The following is a 17,668-nucleotide window of genomic DNA, read 5'->3' as shown; positions in this document are numbered from 1 at the left end:
TTTTCTTTAAGGAATTAGGATTATTTTGAATCTTTAGATTTTAATTTTTTATATTTAACTGATTTTTAGTTACGAATATTCTAAATTTAAAACTCTGAACATGAAAAGTAAAAAGCCACTCCTCATTATATTAATGTTATTTGCCGTTGTTTTTAGTTTCGCTCAAGGCGGAAAAAAATTGGATAAAATAATAAAAAGAGATTATCAGATTATTGAATGTACGATTTCAAAAATGTCTGATAAAACCGTAGAATATTCACTTCCAGGCGAAACATTAGTAATTTCACTTGACATTTCGCAGATTGCAAGAATTGATTTTGCCAGCGGAAGATCACAAACTTTTGATGTAAGTTCTGGAAATAGTTCGCCGTCTTCAGGTTCGTCAACAATTACAGCGTCAGAAATGAAGCCCAATACAATTGCGGTGCTTCCAGTTCCTTACGTGAATTCAGATACGCAGGAAAGCTCAGGAGACATGGCTAAATTTGCTCAAAACGATCTTTACAATAAACTGCTGGACAAATCATCAAATATTTTTCCGTTAACAGTTCAAGATTTAAGAACCACAAATAGTTTGCTTCATAAAGCTGGAATAGATCATAATAATATTGATGAAACTCCAATTGAAGATCTTGAGAAAATATTGGGAGTTGATAATATTGTTGCTGCAAAAGTTTCTTACACTATAAATTCTGGTACTACAGCCACTACTTATAATAGCGGAAATGCAAAAGTAAGCGACAATAACAAAAAAATAAAAACAAACGATATTTCTACAACTACAGCAAACACACAGGTTTATTATTACTATACTGTTTATTTTGACATGTATAGAAATACGACCAAAATTTATTCTCAAACTCGTAAACCGCTCTTAGCAGTAAAAGACAGCTGGATGGATTCTGTAACTTATTTACTAAAAAGAAGTCCTATTTACGTTAAAAAATAATATAATAACAAATGGAAAAATTCAAATCTAAAATTGATTTATGGTTTGTAATTCTGGTAAGCATATTATTTACGCTGATTCTAATACGATTAGCGTATGATCAAAATTGGTTTGGTTTTATTTTCATAATTTTTGTAATTAGTTATGTCATCTATTCATTTTCAACAACTATGTATAGTATTGAAGGCGATAAACTGAAAATAAAATGCGGCTATTTCTTTAATTTTTTAATTGAAGTTAAGGAGATAAAAACAATATCGGAGACTTTTAATATTATAAGTTCGCCTGCACTTTCTTTTAACCGATTAGAAATTTTATATAATAAATATGATACGCTTTTAATTTCTCCAAAGGATAAAAACAGATTTTTAGAAGCAATCAAGAGAATAAATCCTGAAATAAAAATAGTACTAAAAAAATAGAAACAATTATAAAAATCTCTGCACCTTTGTACCTTTAAATCTTTGTAGCTTAAGAAAAAATGTTTCACTTACTAGATATTATTGGGACAATGGCGTTTGCTATGTCTGGCGCTTTAACAGCAATGCATAAAAAACTAGATCCGTTCGGGGTTTTTATCATTGCATTTGTCACCGCGGTAGGAGGAGGAACGCTCCGTGATGTTCTTATTGGACGAACTCCAGTAGGCTGGATGCGCGATATGCAGTATGTTTACGTGATTATTTTAGGATTTTTTCTAGCCATTATTTTTAGAAAAAAATTCGATAGACTCAGAACTTCATTATTTTTGTTTGATACAATTGGTTTGGGAGTTTTCACTTTAATTGGTCTCGAAAAAGGAATTGTGATTGGACTTCATCCCGGAATTTGTATTGCTTTAGGAACAATGACCGCGTGTTTTGGAGGGGTAATTAGAGATATTCTATGCAACGAAATTCCGAACGTTTTTAGAGAAGAAATATATGCTACAATCTGTATTTTTGGCGGATTCGTATTCTTTGGTTTAAGAGCACTAAATTTAAACGTCGATGTTTTATATTTAGTTACTTCACTTGTAATTATTGTAATTAGACTGCTGGCAGTAAAATACAAATGGCATTTAAAAGCATTTGATCATAAATAATTGATGACAAAATATACCGTAAAAAAATACAATCAAAATGATTTTGCCATTTGGAACGATTTTGTTGCTCAGGCCAAAAATGCCACGTTTCTATTTTACCGTGATTTTATGGAATATCATCGCGATCGTTTTGAAGACTTCTCTCTTTTAATTTTTGAAGAAGAAAAACTACGTGCCATTCTTCCAGCCAATAAACGAGAAAATGCCGTTTATTCTCATCAAGGACTTACTTATGGTGGTTTGGTCTATTTATCTAAATTGAAGGCAGAAAAAGTATCATTGATTTTAGACGAAATTTTACTTTTTTTGAAAGAAAATAAAATACAAACCTTTTATTATAAACCAATTCCAGATTTTTATTTTTCGGAAGGAAATAAAGAAATCGAATTTTTTCTAATCAAAAGAGGCGCTGTTTTAGAACGAAAAGAAATGAATCTGGCAGTTAATTTATCTGTGCCTTTAAAGATTTCGAAAAGTAAATTAAAGCACTTTAGAAGAATTGAAAACCTTGATTTAGATATCGTAGAAGAAGAGAATTTCGATCCTTTTTGGGAAAAAGTTTTAGAACCAAGATTATTGGAAAAATTCGATACAAAACCTGTTCATTCTAAAGAAGAAATTACACTTTTAAAATCTAAATTTCCTCAAAATATAAAGCAATTTTCTGCATATAAAAATGATGAAATAATTGCCGGAATAACGATTTTTGAGACCAAAAATGTCGTTAAATCACAGTATGGTGCAACTTCAAAGACGGGAGAAGAATTTCGAGCACTCGATTTTTTATTCATTAATTTGCTGCACAAATACAAACGAAAAGGGAAGCACTTTTTTGACATGGGAATTGTAGGAGATGATAGTGAAGCGGGCTACAATAACGGGCTTTTAAACCAAAAAGAAGAATTAGGCTGTTCTGTTTACAATCAAGATTTTTATAAAATTGAAATAAAGTGATACCATTTTTAGACCTAAAAAAAATCAACGAACCTTATGAAACTGCTTTTCAGGAAAAACTGCAAACGGTTTTACATAACGGCTGGTATATTTTAGGAAAAGAAGCGGAGACATTTGAAAAGGCTTTCGCCGAATACTGCCAATCAAAATATTGTATTGGAGTCGGAAATGGCTTAGATGCTTTAATTCTTATATTTAAAGGGTATATCGAACTCGGAAAATTTCAAAAAGGTGACGAAGTTATCGTTCCGGCAAATACATATATAGCGAGTATTTTAGCAATTTTACAAGCCGATTTAGTTCCAGTTTTGGTGGAGCCGAGATTAGAAACTTACAATATAAATCCAGATTTAATTGAGGAAAAAATCACCTCAAAAACAAAAGCCATTTTAGCTGTTCACTTATACGGGCAATTATCCGAAATGGATAAAATAAATGAAATTGCAGAAAAACATAATCTTATTGTTGTAGAAGATGCCGCACAATCTCACGGAGCGGAAAATAATCTAAAATCTAAAATCTATCCCGAGGCTTCGGGACTAAAATCAGCAATCGCTTATAGTTTTTATCCAGGAAAAAATTTAGGTTGTTTAGGCGATGGCGGAGCGATTACGACAAATGATGCTGAACTGGCCAAAGTGCTTTTTTCACTTCGAAATTATGGTTCTGAGAAAAAATACCAAAACGAATATGTTGGTGTAAATTCGAGATTAGATGAACTTCAAGCTGGATTTTTAAATCTGAAATTGCCCAATTTAGATGCTGATAATGAGAAAAGAAGAAAGATTGCAAAACGCTATTTGTCTGAAATAAAAAACGATAAAATAATACTACCTTTTTGGGATTTTTCAAACAATCATGTTTTTCATTTATTTGTTATTCGAACAGAAAATAGAAACAATTTACAAGATTATTTAACCCAAAATAATATTCAGACATTAATTCATTATCCCATTCCGCCACACAAACAGAAGGCTTTTTCTTCCGAAACTTCAAGATGGAATAATTTATCATTACCTGTAACTGAAAAGATTCATAATGAGGTTTTAAGCTTGCCAATGAGTCCTGTTTTAACAGAATTTGAGGTTGATTTTATAATTGAAATTTTAAATCAATACTAAGTTTGAATTTCTATAAAAAAATAGGTCAAACCAGTTTGTTTAAGATAACTTCTTTAAACAGTTTCAGCGTTGTTTTAAAAATCGGAATTGGATTAATTACATCAAAAATACTTGCCGTTTTTGTCGGACCAAGCGGCATGGCTTTGTTTGGAAATCTTCGTAATTTTTTAACTTCATTAGAAAATATTTCCACTTTAGGATTTCAAAATGGCATCGTAAAATACACCGCCGAAAATGAGAAAAACAAAGTTGAACTTCAAAAAGTAATTACAACTGTTTTTATAAGCCTCTCATTCATAGCCGTTCTTCTAGGTTTTGTTTTGTTTTTTACAGCCCAATATTGGAATACCAGAATTTTTGGAAATAACACCGAATATTTACCAGTTTTTAAAGTTTTGGCTTTGGCTTTGCCTTTTTATGCCGTTTCAATTTTTTTTGTTGCATTAATTAATGGTTTAGGGAAATTTCACAAAGTAATCTGGATTAATATCATCGGAAACATAATTGGTTTAGCGGTTTCTCTCTTTTTGATTTTACAATACCAAACGATTGGAGCTTTAATGGCTATTGTGATTGCGCCCGCGCTTTTGTTTTTCGTTACTTTTTATCTAGTTCAAAAAGAAATTAACTTTTTTCAAATTATAAAACTAGACTTATTTGACTTTAAAATCATAAAAAATCTTTCCTCGTATTCCTTAATGGCTTTGGTTTCCTCGATTCTAGGGCCATTTGTGTTCTTAGCAATTAGAAATCATATTATTCATGATTTAGGAATTGAACAAGCTGGATATTGGGAAACCATGACGAGAATTTCGTCTTACTATCTCTTATTTATCAGCACTATTCTAACCGTTTATTTTTTGCCGAAACTATCAAAAGCATCCACTAATCAGGAAACAAAAAGTGTTTTTTGGGAGTTTTATAAGTTCATTCTGCCTGTTTTTGTTTTGGGTTTAATTGTGCTTTATTTGGCTAGATTTTTTGTGGTTAAACTGCTTTTTAGTAAAGAATTTTTACCTGTAACAGATTTGTTTTTTTTGCAGTTTCTCGGAGATATTTTTAAAGTTTGTTCACTGATATTAGGCTACCAGTTTTTTGCCAAAAAATTGACATTGGCTTTTATACTTACAGAATTATTTTCTTTATTTATTCTGTATACGGCTAGTGTTTATTATATTCAAATATTTCAAATAGAAGGAGTTGTAATAGCTTACGCTTTTCAAAATTTGAGTTATTTGATAGTCCTTGCGATCTATTTTAGAAAAAGTTTGTTTTAATTTTCGTTCCATTTCTGCACGTATTTTTGTGCAATATTCACATAATTATGATGTTCTTCTATAAAAGTCCTGGCGCGTTTTCCTATTGCCGTAATTTCTGCTGGATTTTCAATTAAAAAAGACAATTCATTTACTAGGTAATCTACATTTGGAATAGCGTTTATGCACACTTTTTCAGTAACATTGTAATATTCTGTAAACTCAGTTTCGGCGTTGGTAAAAACGACTTTTCCTTTTGCCATTGCTTCAAGTGCATTGTAGCCCTGATCATATCCATAAATTTGATCCAATAAAATATGTGATCTATTATACAAATCGATATATTGAGAATATGGAATACTTCGAACAGTTATTATTTCAACTTTCGAACCGTATTTTTTCTCAATTATTTCCAGAGCTTTTTCAAAATAATCATTTCCCTTTTTTAAATAATTATCATTGTTGATGCCATGGAAAATGATGATTTTATCAGAAATATTTAGCGATTCAAATTGAAGTTTGTCAATATTAATTGGGTTTGAAATCATTCCCAGATATTTACTGTTTCCTATTAATGGAAGATGATAATCTAGATCGGAAGCAATAATGCCGTTGCAGTTTTTGTAGATAAATTGATGTAGTTTGAGGAACTCTTTCTTGCGGAATTTCAAAACATTAGCAAATGATTTTTGATCAATTGTATGATTTTGATAGAGAGCAATTACAGATTTAAAATCAGGATTTTCAAAACAATATTTCACATTTAAATAGTCGTAGCCACAACTCAGTAAAAACAATTTCTTATTGTTTTTTAAAAGGCTCGAAATGATCTTCTTTTCGAAATAATACGTGCAATGAAAACTGTTTTCGTTGATTAACTGCACGACATCAAAACCCGAACATCGTTTTTCGAATTTTAGAAACTGTCGATACGTTAAATAAGAGGTAATATCGAATCCAGAAAGTTTATACACTGCAATTTTTACTTTTTTTAGAAAACCAGAATCCCATTTTTTCTGAATAGGAAAGTCGACTGGAAAATTTTTAAAACCGTCGTTCTGACCAATAATAAAAACATCATGTCCTAATTTTTGCAAACCATCCTTCAAAGAATTGTGCAAATGACTGTATTCGCCTACCAGTAAAACTTTCATTTATGTGTATATTTGACAAATATATTTACTTTTTTGGTTAAAAACATGAATAAAAAGAAAGTTGCAATTGTTTCAAATTCTTTAGGAAAAGGAGGAGCAGAACGTTTCGCAGCTTTACTGACTTTTATGTTAGAAGAATCTGGGTTTGAAGTCCATTCTATTGTTGTAAATGATGTTGTAGATTATTCATATACAGGAACTTTATTCAATTTAGAAAAAGAAAGCTTAGGCTCTTTTTCTTTCCTCAGAAAATTAAAAAAAGGAATTTTACTACGTCGCTATTTGACCAAAAATAATATAGAAATTGTCATAGACAGCAGAACTAGAAATGTATTGCTGAGAGAATTAATTACGAGATTAATTTATCGAAACACCAAAATCTATTACGTTGTGCATAGTTATAATTTTAAAAATTATTTTCCTTCGTCGGTATTTTGGTCCAGAATAATTTATGAAAATACTGAGGCTTTAATTTGTGTCTCAAAAGCAATCGAAGAAAAAATAAATCAGCTTTATAAGTTTAAAAACACCATTACAATTTACAATCCTTTTTTTATTGCCGAAGAAGAATTAAAAAAAGAGACTTTAGAAACTCAAAAAGTGATTTTGTTTTTTGGACGATTTGATGAAAAAGTTAAAAATTTTACATTGATGCTGGAAGCTTTTTCTAAGTCTCAAATTTTTTTGAAAGGATATGAATTATATCTTTTAGGTTCTGGAAATGATTTGGATTTTATAAAACAAAAAATTGAAAGTTTAGATTTAAGTAATTACGTTAAAATATTTCCGTTCAAACAAAATCCATTTGAAGAAGTTCGTAAAGCTAAATTTACCATTCTGACAAGTCATTACGAAGGATTTCCACTTTCCATAATAGAATCATTAGCTTTGGGAACGCCTGTTGTGGCTGTAGATTGTAATTCTGGACCACGAGAAATTATTCAGAATGAATTTAATGGTCTGTTGGTTGAAAACCATAATATTGAAGCTTTGGCCGAAGCTATCAATCGGCTTGAAGATGATAACGAAATGTATCATTTTTGCAAAAAGAACGCTGTAGAAAGCGTCAAACATTTGTCTTTAAAAAATATATCTGAACAATGGAAAAATCTTCTAACCAATCACAAATGACCACTATTTCAGATATTCAATTAATTGAAATTCCTAAAATTCAGGACAGAAGAGGAAATCTTTCGGTTATTGAAGGCGATACAATTCCGTTTGTTTCCAAAAGAGTATATTATTTATATGATGTGCCAAGCGGAAGCAAAAGAGGCGGGCATGCACATATAGACCAACAGCAATTTTTAATTGCATTAAGCGGCAGTTTTGACGTGATTTTAAAAGATGGTAAAAACAAGAAAACAGTGACGTTGAATAAGCCAAATGTCGGTTTGCTTATCGTACCGGGTATTTGGAGGGAAATCGAAAATTTTTCTTCAGGAAGTGTTTGTTTGGTTTTGTCTTCCAATGAATTTAATGAAGAAGATTACATTCGGGAATTTAAAAAATTCAAACTATTTAAAAACAGATGAGCCCCAGCCTAAATTTGCAAGTACTGTTTTTGTTTTAATCAAAAAGATCAGAGCAAAAGCAGGCAGGCGTAATAAAATTTGTTTCTTCAAACCTAAATTCTTCAAATCAATTGGTTGAGAATAATTAGTAAAAAGTGCTTTTTCTCCAGCGATTTTACTTTTTACAGCCAATGAAAACCGATTCAAATCGAGAAATTTTTTCAAATCTAAATTGGCGTTTTCTATTTTCTCATATTTCGAAAAATCCATTTTTTCGTGAATCAGTTTCTTATTTTTCGAAAGACTTTCAGGATCGTAAACGTATCGGGCTAATATTTTCCAAGAAAAAACTACAGGATAAATAAGACCAATTCTAATCCATAAATCGGTGTCTTGACCACTTTTAATTTTTGTGTCAAAATTTCCAGCTTCAGAGAAAACAGTTTTATGGAAAACAGCGCAGGAAGTACAAAGAACTGTTTCCTTTAAACTGGCTTGAAAGTAGTTTACAATTTCAAATTCGTCATTAGATTTTAAAATCGAATATTGTACTGGAATTATTTTTTTTGAAGTATCAAATTCAATTGCAGCAGAAAATACTTTTTGATCTGGAACCTTGGAAATGAGATTAAACATCGTTTCTAAAAACGTCGGATACCAATAATCGTCTGCATCTAGAAAAGTTATAAAATCGGCAGCTGCTTTTTCGATTCCGTAATTTCTTGCGGCAGAAGCACCTTCGTTTTTTTTGCTGTAATAATTAATTCTAAAATCATTAAACTGCAATAACTTTTCTTCGCTTTTATCAGTTGATCCGTCATTTACAACAATAATTTCAAAATCCTGAAAAGTTTGATTCAAGACACTTTGTACCGTGTTTTCGATAAAATCTTCTTTGTTGTAAAGCGGAATTATGATAGAAAAAAAAGCCATTTATTTTGATTTTAAAAAGCAATAACAGCCTAATTTATAGATGTCAAACAGAAAAAGTGAAGGTTTCTCTGAAACTAAATTTCGCTCAATTTTAGTTTCCAATTTTCTAAAGACAAAATTAAAAACAGAGATTAGTTTTAATCTGTTTAAAAATTCAAATGATGCAATAATTTTACTTTCCTTTCTTGAAATTTTATTTGAAGCATCTAAAAATACCAGATTTTGTAATGCCGTTTTTGTTTTACTTAAAAATAGGGCAGAGGATTCTAGATTTAAATGAAAAACAGGATTTTCAATATGTGTAATCGCAATAAGATTGGATTTTAAAACGGAGAAAAAAAGTAAATCTTCATAACCGTATTTTGTCAGATTTTCGTCAAAAGGAAAACGAACAACGATTTCTTTTTTAATTAATAAATTAGAAACCAATGCAAAATCAGATGGATTCTGAATTCTGTCAGCTAAGCTTAAAGCTTCTCTTTTTCTGCCATATATCCATCGTAAAAGCAGCTCTTTTGCAGGTTTTTTATTTTCGTATAAAATCCCTCCAAAAACAACTTTTTCATTCTTTTTTATTGCTTCAATATAATTAGAAATGAATTGATTATGAACAGGAAATGTATCAGCATCTAAAAAAAACAAATTTTCATAAACTGCTTTTTGTGCTAATAAATTTCGAATGGCACTACGGCCAATATTTTTTTCTAAAATAGAAAAAGAGCTGTTATTAAATTGATTAATTCTTTGGTTTTCAATTATAAAATCTTGCGAAGCGTCGTCTAAACAAATAATTTCAAAAGGAATATTACATTCCAAAGTTTGTTTGTACAGCGTTTCTACGAGAGTAAAAATGTTGTAATTGTAAACCGGAATTAAAATCGAAAGCATTACACGCTTCTTTGCACCACTTCGAAGATTCTTTCATCTTCACATTTTAGTGTTTTAGAAGGGAATTTCATCAATAAAGCATAATCGTGTGTTGCCATAATGATGGTTTTTCCAGTTGCATTAATTGCTTTTAATACTTCTAAAACTTCAGAACTTGTCTGCGGATCAAGATTTCCTGTTGGCTCATCGGCCAAAATAAATTCTGGATCATTAAGAAGTGCTCTTGCAATTGCAACACGCTGTTGTTCTCCTCCAGAAAGCTGATGCGGCATTTTGTTCACGAAATCTTTCATGCCAACTTTATCCAAAACTTCATCAATTTTGTGCAGCATTGCATCTTTTTCGTGCCAGCCGGTTGCTCTTAAAACAAAAAGCATATTGTCTTTAATAGAACGGTCTGGAAGCAATTTAAAATCTTGGAAAACAATTCCGATTTTACGTCTCAAGAACGGAATGTCGTTTTCTTTTATCCCTGCCAAATCAAATTCAACGATATGTCCTTCTCCTTCAACTAATGGTAAATCAGCGTATAAAGTTTTTAAGAAACTACTTTTTCCAGAGCCAGTTTTTCCGATGATGTAGATAAATTCACCGTGGTTAACGTCTAAATTAATATGAGAGATAATTTTTCTTCCTTCTTGATATATAGTGACTTCTTTAAGAGATAGTACGGTTTGTGACATAATAAATTGATTTGAATCGTAAAAGTAATAAGATAACGCTTGTATTCAAAATAAATTTCAATCATTTCTTAAGAAAAAGTTTAAAAAATTAAACCATTAGTGCCATAAGTTCATTTTAATAAATGCCAAGTAAAGTTTTTAATGCTTATATTGCTTAGACGGTTTTGATTTATTTGTTTTTTAGAAAGTTTGAGAACCAATATTTTGAAGTTTTGTAACGCAGAAAATCACAGCCGTTTAATAATTTGTTCATAATAAAACCTCAAAACGTTTCGTTATAAACGTTATAAAATGATACATTTGAACACTAAATATTACAAAAATGCGTAAACTTTCCTGGTTCTTTTTATTCCAAATTATCCTTATTTCGACCATAGTTTCGGCACAAAAATCAGCTATATATACCTACGATTTAAAGGATTTTGACAAAGCACTGGCTTTATATAATGACAAACAATATGCTTCGGCGCAACTTATTTTTCAACACGTAAAGAGCAATGCGACGACCGAGGAAGTGGAGTCAGACTGCGCGTTTTACATTGCTAATTGTGCGATAAGAACCAATCAGGCAAATGCTGATGCTTTAGTAGAAAAATTTGTCAGCGATTATCCAACGAGCACCAAACAAAATCAGGCTTATATAGAAGCAGCGCAGTATTTTTTCGATCAGGGAAATTATCCAAAAGCTCTGCAGTGGTTTGACAAAGTAGACGAAAGTTACATGAGTAAAACTGAGTCGGATAAGTTTAATTTCATGAAAGGTTACAGTTATTTTAATGCTAAAAAGAAAAAAGAAGCGACTAATTATTTTAATAAAGTGGTGAATTCTAAAGAATATGGTTCTCAAGCCAAATATTATTTAGGATTTATGGCTTATGAAGGTGACGATTATAAAGAAGCGACTAAATATTTTGACGAAGTTTCTGGCGAAGAAAAATACAAAGAAAAGCTTTCCTATTATCAGGCTGATATGAATTTCAAACTTGGAAATTTCCAAAAAGCAATTGACTTAGGGCAGACTGCAATGGCTAAATCGAATGCTTTAGAACAATCTGAATTGAATAAAATTATAGGAGAAAGTTATTTCAATTTAAAACAATACGACAAAGCGATTCCGTTTTTAGAAAAATATGAAGGTAAAAAAGGGAAGTGGAATAATACCGATTTTTATCAGTTAGGTTATGCATATTACGAGCAGAAAAACTACGAAAAAGCAATTTCTCAATTCAATAAAATTATTGAAGGAAGAGATTTCGTCGCACAAAACGCCTATTACCATTTAGGTTTAAGTTATTTAAATATAGGTAAAAAACAGGAAGCTTTAAACGCTTTTAAAAACGCTTCAGAAATGGATTTCAATGCGCAGATTCAAGAAGATGCGGCTTTAAATTATGCTAAATTGAGTTATGATATCGGAAATGCTTATCAGGCTGTTCCTGGAATTTTGCTTGATTTCTTGAAAAAATATCCAAACAATTCAAGCCGCTCAGAAGTAGAGAAATTATTGGTTGATTCTTATATTTCTTCTAAAAACTACAAAGAAGCGCTGACTTTATTAGAAAAAAACAGAACTGCAGAAAACAAAGCTGCGTATCAAAAAGTATTGTTTTACCGCGGATTAGAGTTGTATAATGAGTCTAATTATCAAGAAGCTGACAAAATGTTCAAAAGCGCTGTAAGTGAGCAAAAAACTCCAGAATTTACAGCCCGTGCTACTTTCTGGAAAGCAGAAACAGAATATCTTAATGATGATATGCAAAATGCTTTGCTGACTTACAAACAGTTTGCAGGAATGGCAGCGGCAAAATCTACAGATGAGTATAAAAACATCAATTATAATATTGGTTATACGTATTTTAAACTAAAAGAATACGATCAGGCGGCTAATTCTTTTCAAGCGCAAATTGATAATTCTCCTTCAGATAAAGTTCGTTTAAACGATTCTTACTTACGTTTGGGAGACTGCCGTTTTGTGACTTCAAAATACAGTGCAGCAAATGAAGCTTATGGAAAAGCAATTGCAGCAAAAGGTGTGGATGCGGATTATGCTCAATTTCAAAAAGCACTTTCTTACGGATTCATGTCAAATAATGCGAAAAAAATTGATGAACTGAACAATTTTGTTAAGATGTACAACAAATCATCTTACCGTGACGATGCCTTGTACGAATTAGGAAATACGTATGTTGCAGAAAAGAAAAATGACCAGGCTTTAAAAGCTTACGATCAATTGATTTCTGAATTTAAAAACGGATCATTTACTTCAAAAGCAATTTTAAAACAAGGTTTAATTTATTATAATTCTGATCGTGATGAGCAGGCTTTAACAAAGTTCAAAAAAGTTGCTGCAGAATTTCCAAAAACTCCAGAGGCTTTAGAGGCAGTTTCTACAGCAAGATTAATTTATGTTGATTCAGGAAAAGTAGATGAATACGCAACTTGGGTCCGCACTCTTGATTTTGTTGCCGTGACAGATGCTGACTTAGACAACGATACATACGATGCTGCTTTCAAACAATACAGCCAAAACAATGCTAAAAATGCAATAACTGGTTTTGCTGGTTATGTGAGTAAATTCCCGAACGGAATGCATGCGCTTGAAGCTAACTTCTATTTGGCACAATTGTACTACACAGAAGGTTCTGAAACTAAATCTATTGCGAATTATCAATTTGTAATTGATCAGCCAAGAAATGAATTTACAGAACAGGCATTAAACAGATTAGCTCAAATTTATTTAAAAGCCAAAGACTGCGATAAAGCCATTCCAGTTTTAGTACGTTTAGAAAGTGAAGCAGATTTCCCTCAGAATAAAAACTTTGCACAAGCGAATTTAATGAAGTGTTATTATGATAAAAAAGATTATGATAATTCGGTTATTTCTGCAGAGAAAGTATTAGAAAATCCAAAAGCAGATGCAGGTGTAAAAGCAGATGCACAAATTATAGTTGCCAGAGCAGCAATACAAACTGGAAATGAGGATAAAGCAAAAACAGCTTATGCAAAATTAGCGACAACTTCTAAAGGAGAATTAGCGGCAGAAGCGTTGTATTACGATGCTTATTTTAAAACAAAAGAAGGAAAATTTGATGCTTCAAACACAGCCGTTCAAAAACTAGCAAAAAGCTATTCTGCTTATAAATATTATGGTGCGAAAGGTTTGGTGTTGATGGCGAAAAACTTCTACGGATTAAAAGACAGTTATCAAGCAACTTACATTTTAGATAACGTAATCAACAATTTTACCGATTATCCAGATGTAGTTGAAGAAGCGAAAAAAGAATTGAGCGCGATAAAATTAGAAGAATCTAAAACAAATTCGTCGATTAATAAATAAGTTAGAAGTGAAACGTTAAATGTCTTTACATTTTACATCTCACAAAACACATTTTACAAGTTATGAGTTTACCCTTTTATATAGTTGATGTTTTTGCCGATAAAAAATATGCTGGAAATCAGCTGGCAGTTTTTATGGATGCAGAGAATCTAAGTTCTGAGCAAATGCAGCAAATTGCTCGTGAAATTAATTTCGCAGAAAGCACATTTGTAACCAAATTGGACAGAGAAAACAACAAAGCTGAGATTAAAATTTTTACTCCCGCTAATGAAATGCAGTTTGCCGGACATCCAATTGTTGGAACTTCATGGGTTTTGATAAATAAAATATTCGAAAATTCGCCAAACGAAATCAAACTTAAAGTTCCGATTGGGGAAATTCCGATTCACCAAACAGAAGATTTAATTTGGTTAAAAGCAGCTCAGCCAAAATTTTGGGATATTTTTTCAAAAGAAGATTTTACACTTTTCAGCAATTTACAAGTAAGCGATTTTGAAAATCAATTTCCAATTCAAGAAGTAACAACCGGAAGTGCTTTTGTAATGGTTGGATTAAGCAGTAAAAGAGCGCTGGAAAATTTAGTTCTAGATAAAGATAAAACAGATGATTGGCTGAAAAAGAATTGTAAAACAACACATAGAGGTCTGTATTTTTATTATTTAGAAGGTTCAAAATTGTTTAGCAGAATGCTGTGTATTGAACATAACCAATTGGTAGAAGATGCGGCAACTGGAAGTGCAAGTACTTGTCTTCAGGCTTTTCTATTAAAGTATCATAAGCCTGAATTTGAATTGATTAATTATCAAGGAGATTATATAGGGCGTCCATCTCAAATTTATTTTAAAGGGAAATTAATTGACGATCAGTTCGATATAAACATTGGAGGGAAAGCTCAATTTATTGCTAAAGGAGAGTGGGAAGCTTAGCTCTAAGATAATAGAATAAAGATTAAAGAAGATAGATTTATAAAATCAAGAAATAAAAACAGTATATAGAGAAAATTAGAAAAAGAAGAGAAGTCTATGTTCTTTCTTCTATATTCTTTTCTCTAAAAAAGAAAGAAATATGAAATTAAACTGCCGACATAAAATAATCATTTTGTTAGTGTTATTTACAGCTCAGTTTTCGATTGCGCAGAAGAAAAATGAAAGTATCGGAACGGAGACTGTAAACGTAGTAAAACCTTATTCGCCGACTATTTCTGATGCTTTTAAAGTGAAAGAAACTCCTTCGCTTGACGACAGCGGCAATCAGCCGAAAGAAGTTATTAAATATAGTATTTTATCTGTTCCTGTTGCTTCGACTTTTACGCCGTCTAAAGGAAAAGCAGAAGGTGTTGAAAAAGCTAAAAAAGAGAGATTATTTAATAATTATGCCACTTTAGGACTTGGAAATTACAGTACTTTAAACGCAGAATTATTCGTAAATCAGGATTTAGGGAATAATGATTATCTGGCAGGAATGTTCCGTCATCATTCTTCGCAGGGCGGAATAAAAGATGTAGAGTTAAACGATGAATTTTACGATACCGCAATTAATGTTGGCTACGGCCAAAACAATAGAGATAATTCGTGGAATGTTGATTTAGGATATCAAAATCAGATTTACAATTGGTACGGGCTTCCGTCAGATTTTGGTTCTACAATTCCAGATCAGCGTTATGATTTAGTAAATAGTATAAATCCAGATCATTCTTATAATACAATTTGGTTGGGAGGAAATGCTGAATTTACAGAAAGTATTTTTAGCAATCTTGCCGCAAAATTCACTCATTTTTCAGACAGCTATTCTTCATCAGAAAATAGATTTTTTGTAAAACCTACGTTTACTGTTGATGTAATGGATCAGGCAATCAAAACAAATGTAATTGTAGATCATGTAAGCGGTTCTTTTAAAAATAATTATTTACAAGATAATACAGAAGCTTTAAAATACAGTTTTACAAATGTTGGAATTGAACCGAGTTTTGTAATTAATGAAAATGATTGGACACTAGAATTAGGAGCTGGAGTTTTCTACAGCGCAGATTCTGAAAACAGCGGCAACAAATTCTACATTTATCCAAAAGTAAATGCTTCTTATAAATTGGTTGGTGATCTAATGATTTTCTACACGGGAGTAAATGGAGGTTTAACTCAGAATTCTTACGCCGATTTTGTGAATGAAAATCCATTTCTGTCTCCAACTTTAAACATGCGTCCGTCTAGCACACAATACAATGTTTTTGCAGGTTTGAAAGGAAAGCTGGCAAATAATGTCAATTATAACTTGACAGGTTCTTATATGAATGAAAAAGATAAAGCATTATTTAAAGCAAATGATTACACAGAAGTAATTACAAATGAAGATTATGCTTTTGGAAATTCATTTGGGGTAGTTTACGAGGATATTAGAACTTTCCGTTTCTACGGAGAATTAAAAGCCGATTTTTCGCAGAATGTAACTTTTGGAATCAACGGAACATTCAATAGTTATAATACAGATAACGCAGTTGAAGCATGGAATTTACCAACAATGAAATTAAGTTCGACTTTAGACGTTAATATTACTAAGCAATGGTATGCAGGATTAAATGTATTTTACGTAGGAGAAAGAAAAGATATGCAGACGAATACCTCTTTAGGAGTAAATGCTGAGCCAATTACTTTAAAAAGTTATTTTGATGCAAATGCTCATTTAGGTTACAAGTTCAACGAACGTTTAACATTTTTCCTAAAACTAAACAATATCGGAAATCAAGCTTACGAAAAATGGTTAAATTATCCTGTACAAGGATTCCAAGTTTTAGGAGGTGCAAATTATAAATTTGATTTTTAAAGCATAACCACAAAGACACCAAGGCACAAAAATTATATATAATATAAAAGTGCCTTTTTTTTTCAGCCATGAACTCATGAATTTTTTGGAGTAGATTCGTGAATTCGTGGCTGTTTTTTTTAATAAAGGAAAAACCTTTGCATCTTTGTACCTTAGAACCACAGTACCTCAAAAAAATGACTTTTAAAGAAAAAATATATTCCCATTATACACAAATGGTTCAAGACCGAATGGATGTTTTTAGAGACATGATTACGAACTTAACCGAAGATTCTAAAAACGATGCCAAAGGTTCTGCGGGAGATAAACACGAAACTGCTTTGTCGATGATGCATATTGAACAAGAAAAGCTGACTACTAAACTAAGAGAGGCGATTGAACAAAAAGCAATTTTAGACAAAATAGATCCGCTTAAAACTACTGAAAATATAGTTTTAGGAAGTTTAGTAAAAGCAAACGGAATCTATTTGTACGTGAGTGTTGCACTTCCTAAAATAACAATTGACGGAATTAATGTTATTGCGCTTTCGCCGCAGTCTCCGCTTGGAAATCATTTAATGGGAAATAAAGCTGGATTTCAGTTTGAGATTAATAAAACCCATTATACAATTGAAAGCGTTGAATAATCTGTTTTAAGTTTACGAAGAACTTTGTCAAAGTTTTAAACTTTGACAAAGTTGAATTAACCAAAAAGTATTCTCCTTAATCTTGTCATTCCTCATTCTTTGGAATGACAAACGAATGTGAATTACTAACTATATGATAATCTTAAAACATAATTTAAATTAGTTATTGAAGATATTTTAAGGTTTCTTTAAAATCTCATAATTTAATTCAAAGAATTACATCAAACTTTCAATTTTAAACCTTTTTTTTGTTCCAAATTAAAATTTTCAAGTTTGGAGCTAATTTTTACTTCTAAATTTTACATTTTGTATGTAAAAATACAAATATGATTAAAATTTGTAATTGAAATTA

General features: G+C 31.2%; 16 protein-coding genes. 12 read left to right on the top strand and 4 right to left on the bottom strand.

Features of this window, described 5'->3' with window-relative positions; all coding sequences use genetic code 11:
* Positions 1 to 100 precede the first annotated feature (100 nt).
* Genes ASE40_RS19940 through ASE40_RS19915 form a run of 6 tightly spaced genes read left to right on the top strand, consistent with a single transcriptional unit; the run spans position 101 to position 5,385 of the window.
* The gene (locus ASE40_RS19940; protein WP_057119101.1) at positions 101 to 949 is read left to right on the top strand and encodes a hypothetical protein; all 849 of its coding nucleotides are present in this window, start codon (positions 101 to 103) and stop codon (positions 947 to 949) included.
* A gap of 11 nt (positions 950 to 960) precedes the next feature.
* Positions 961 to 1,371, top strand: coding sequence for a PH domain-containing protein (locus ASE40_RS19935; RefSeq protein ID WP_057119099.1), 411 nt, complete (start codon positions 961 to 963; stop codon positions 1,369 to 1,371).
* A 59-nt stretch (positions 1,372 to 1,430) separates the two neighbouring features.
* Positions 1,431 to 2,033 carry a trimeric intracellular cation channel family protein gene (locus ASE40_RS19930; RefSeq protein ID WP_057119098.1) on the top strand — a complete coding sequence of 201 codons (603 nt, stop codon included), beginning with the start codon at positions 1,431 to 1,433 and terminating at the stop codon, positions 2,031 to 2,033.
* Between the two features lie 3 nt (positions 2,034 to 2,036).
* Positions 2,037 to 2,987 (top strand): FemAB family protein, encoded by a 951-nt coding sequence (locus ASE40_RS19925; RefSeq protein ID WP_057119097.1) that lies wholly within the window; start codon positions 2,037 to 2,039, stop codon positions 2,985 to 2,987.
* Complete coding sequence (locus ASE40_RS19920; protein ID WP_057119095.1) at positions 2,984 to 4,108, top strand: DegT/DnrJ/EryC1/StrS family aminotransferase; 1,125 nt, start codon at positions 2,984 to 2,986, stop codon at positions 4,106 to 4,108. Before ASE40_RS19925 ends, ASE40_RS19920 begins: the two co-directional genes overlap by 4 nt.
* Before the next feature lie 2 nt (positions 4,109 to 4,110).
* On the top strand, positions 4,111 to 5,385 hold the full coding sequence (locus ASE40_RS19915) for an O-antigen translocase (protein WP_241774395.1): 1,275 nt from the start codon (positions 4,111 to 4,113) through the stop codon (positions 5,383 to 5,385).
* On the opposite strand, the gene ASE40_RS19910 is transcribed toward ASE40_RS19915, so the two are convergent.
* Positions 5,382 to 6,518, bottom strand: a complete 1,137-nt coding sequence (locus tag ASE40_RS19910; protein WP_057119093.1) for a glycosyltransferase — start codon at positions 6,516 to 6,518, stop codon at positions 5,382 to 5,384. The two genes, ASE40_RS19915 and ASE40_RS19910, sit on opposite strands and share 4 nt — an antisense overlap.
* 45 nt (positions 6,519 to 6,563) lie before the next feature.
* Between ASE40_RS19910 and ASE40_RS19905 the strand changes: the two genes are divergently transcribed.
* Entirely contained in the window at positions 6,564 to 7,649 is a 1,086-nt protein-coding gene (locus tag ASE40_RS19905) for a glycosyltransferase (protein WP_057119090.1), read from the top strand.
* Complete coding sequence (locus ASE40_RS19900) at positions 7,619 to 8,053, top strand: sugar 3,4-ketoisomerase (protein ID WP_057119088.1); 435 nt, start codon at positions 7,619 to 7,621, stop codon at positions 8,051 to 8,053. The genes ASE40_RS19905 and ASE40_RS19900 overlap by 31 nt, the downstream gene beginning before the upstream one ends.
* On the opposite strand, the gene ASE40_RS19895 is transcribed toward ASE40_RS19900, so the two are convergent.
* The 3 genes from ASE40_RS19895 to ASE40_RS19885 are packed head-to-tail and all read right to left on the bottom strand — an operon-like array spanning position 8,036 to position 10,536.
* On the bottom strand, positions 8,036 to 8,965 hold the full coding sequence (locus ASE40_RS19895) for a glycosyltransferase family 2 protein (RefSeq protein ID WP_057119085.1): 930 nt from the start codon (positions 8,963 to 8,965) through the stop codon (positions 8,036 to 8,038). The two genes, ASE40_RS19900 and ASE40_RS19895, sit on opposite strands and share 18 nt — an antisense overlap.
* Complete coding sequence (locus ASE40_RS19890) at positions 8,966 to 9,853, bottom strand: glycosyltransferase family 2 protein (RefSeq protein ID WP_057119083.1); 888 nt, start codon at positions 9,851 to 9,853, stop codon at positions 8,966 to 8,968.
* Positions 9,853 to 10,536: a cell division ATP-binding protein FtsE gene (locus ASE40_RS19885; protein WP_057119081.1), complete on the bottom strand. Its 684-nt coding sequence runs from the start codon at positions 10,534 to 10,536 to the stop codon at positions 9,853 to 9,855. Before ASE40_RS19885 ends, ASE40_RS19890 begins: the two co-directional genes overlap by 1 nt.
* Positions 10,537 to 10,858: 322 nt before the next feature.
* Here ASE40_RS19885 and ASE40_RS19880 point away from each other — a divergent pair, with 322 nt between their 5' ends.
* From ASE40_RS19880 to ASE40_RS19865, 4 genes are all read left to right on the top strand, one after another.
* Positions 10,859 to 13,873: a tetratricopeptide repeat protein gene (locus ASE40_RS19880; RefSeq protein WP_057119079.1), complete on the top strand. Its 3,015-nt coding sequence runs from the start codon at positions 10,859 to 10,861 to the stop codon at positions 13,871 to 13,873.
* A gap of 62 nt (positions 13,874 to 13,935) precedes the next feature.
* Positions 13,936 to 14,799 (top strand): PhzF family phenazine biosynthesis protein, encoded by an 864-nt coding sequence (locus ASE40_RS19875; protein WP_057119077.1) that lies wholly within the window; start codon positions 13,936 to 13,938, stop codon positions 14,797 to 14,799.
* Positions 14,800 to 14,938: 139 nt separating this feature from the next.
* The gene (locus tag ASE40_RS19870; protein WP_057119075.1) at positions 14,939 to 16,690 is read left to right on the top strand and encodes a TonB-dependent receptor; all 1,752 of its coding nucleotides are present in this window, start codon (positions 14,939 to 14,941) and stop codon (positions 16,688 to 16,690) included.
* Positions 16,691 to 16,866: 176 nt separating this feature from the next.
* A complete protein-coding gene (locus ASE40_RS19865; RefSeq protein WP_057119073.1) occupies positions 16,867 to 17,316 on the top strand; it encodes a hypothetical protein in 450 nt (149 codons plus the stop codon).
* Positions 17,317 to 17,668 lie beyond the last annotated feature (352 nt).

This window comes from Flavobacterium sp. Root935 (genome assembly GCF_001429295.1).
Lineage (GTDB): Bacteria > Bacteroidota > Bacteroidia > Flavobacteriales > Flavobacteriaceae > Flavobacterium.
This window is presented reverse-complemented; position numbering and strand designations above follow the sequence as displayed.

Bases quoted from the DNA above. Each gene is read 5' to 3' on its own strand.
- ASE40_RS19940 (WP_057119101.1), top strand. From the start codon at position 101: ATGAAAAGTAAAAAGCCACTCCTCATTATATTAATGTTATTTGCCGTT.
- ASE40_RS19875 (WP_057119077.1), top strand. From the start codon at position 13,936: ATGAGTTTACCCTTTTATATAGTTGATGTTTTTGCCGATAAAAAATAT.
- ASE40_RS19935 (WP_057119099.1), top strand. From the start codon at position 961: ATGGAAAAATTCAAATCTAAAATTGATTTATGGTTTGTAATTCTGGTA.
- ASE40_RS19905 (WP_057119090.1), top strand. From the start codon at position 6,564: ATGAATAAAAAGAAAGTTGCAATTGTTTCAAATTCTTTAGGAAAAGGA.
- ASE40_RS19890 (WP_057119083.1), bottom strand. From the start codon at position 9,853: ATGCTTTCGATTTTAATTCCGGTTTACAATTACAACATTTTTACTCTC.
- ASE40_RS19925 (WP_057119097.1), top strand. From the start codon at position 2,037: ATGACAAAATATACCGTAAAAAAATACAATCAAAATGATTTTGCCATT.
- ASE40_RS19880 (WP_057119079.1), top strand. From the start codon at position 10,859: ATGCGTAAACTTTCCTGGTTCTTTTTATTCCAAATTATCCTTATTTCG.
- ASE40_RS19900 (WP_057119088.1), top strand. From the start codon at position 7,619: ATGGAAAAATCTTCTAACCAATCACAAATGACCACTATTTCAGATATT.
- ASE40_RS19870 (WP_057119075.1), top strand. From the start codon at position 14,939: ATGAAATTAAACTGCCGACATAAAATAATCATTTTGTTAGTGTTATTT.
- ASE40_RS19865 (WP_057119073.1), top strand. From the start codon at position 16,867: ATGACTTTTAAAGAAAAAATATATTCCCATTATACACAAATGGTTCAA.
- ASE40_RS19895 (WP_057119085.1), bottom strand. From the start codon at position 8,965: ATGGCTTTTTTTTCTATCATAATTCCGCTTTACAACAAAGAAGATTTT.
- ASE40_RS19930 (WP_057119098.1), top strand. From the start codon at position 1,431: ATGTTTCACTTACTAGATATTATTGGGACAATGGCGTTTGCTATGTCT.
- ASE40_RS19885 (WP_057119081.1), bottom strand. From the start codon at position 10,536: ATGTCACAAACCGTACTATCTCTTAAAGAAGTCACTATATATCAAGAA.
- ASE40_RS19910 (WP_057119093.1), bottom strand. From the start codon at position 6,518: ATGAAAGTTTTACTGGTAGGCGAATACAGTCATTTGCACAATTCTTTG.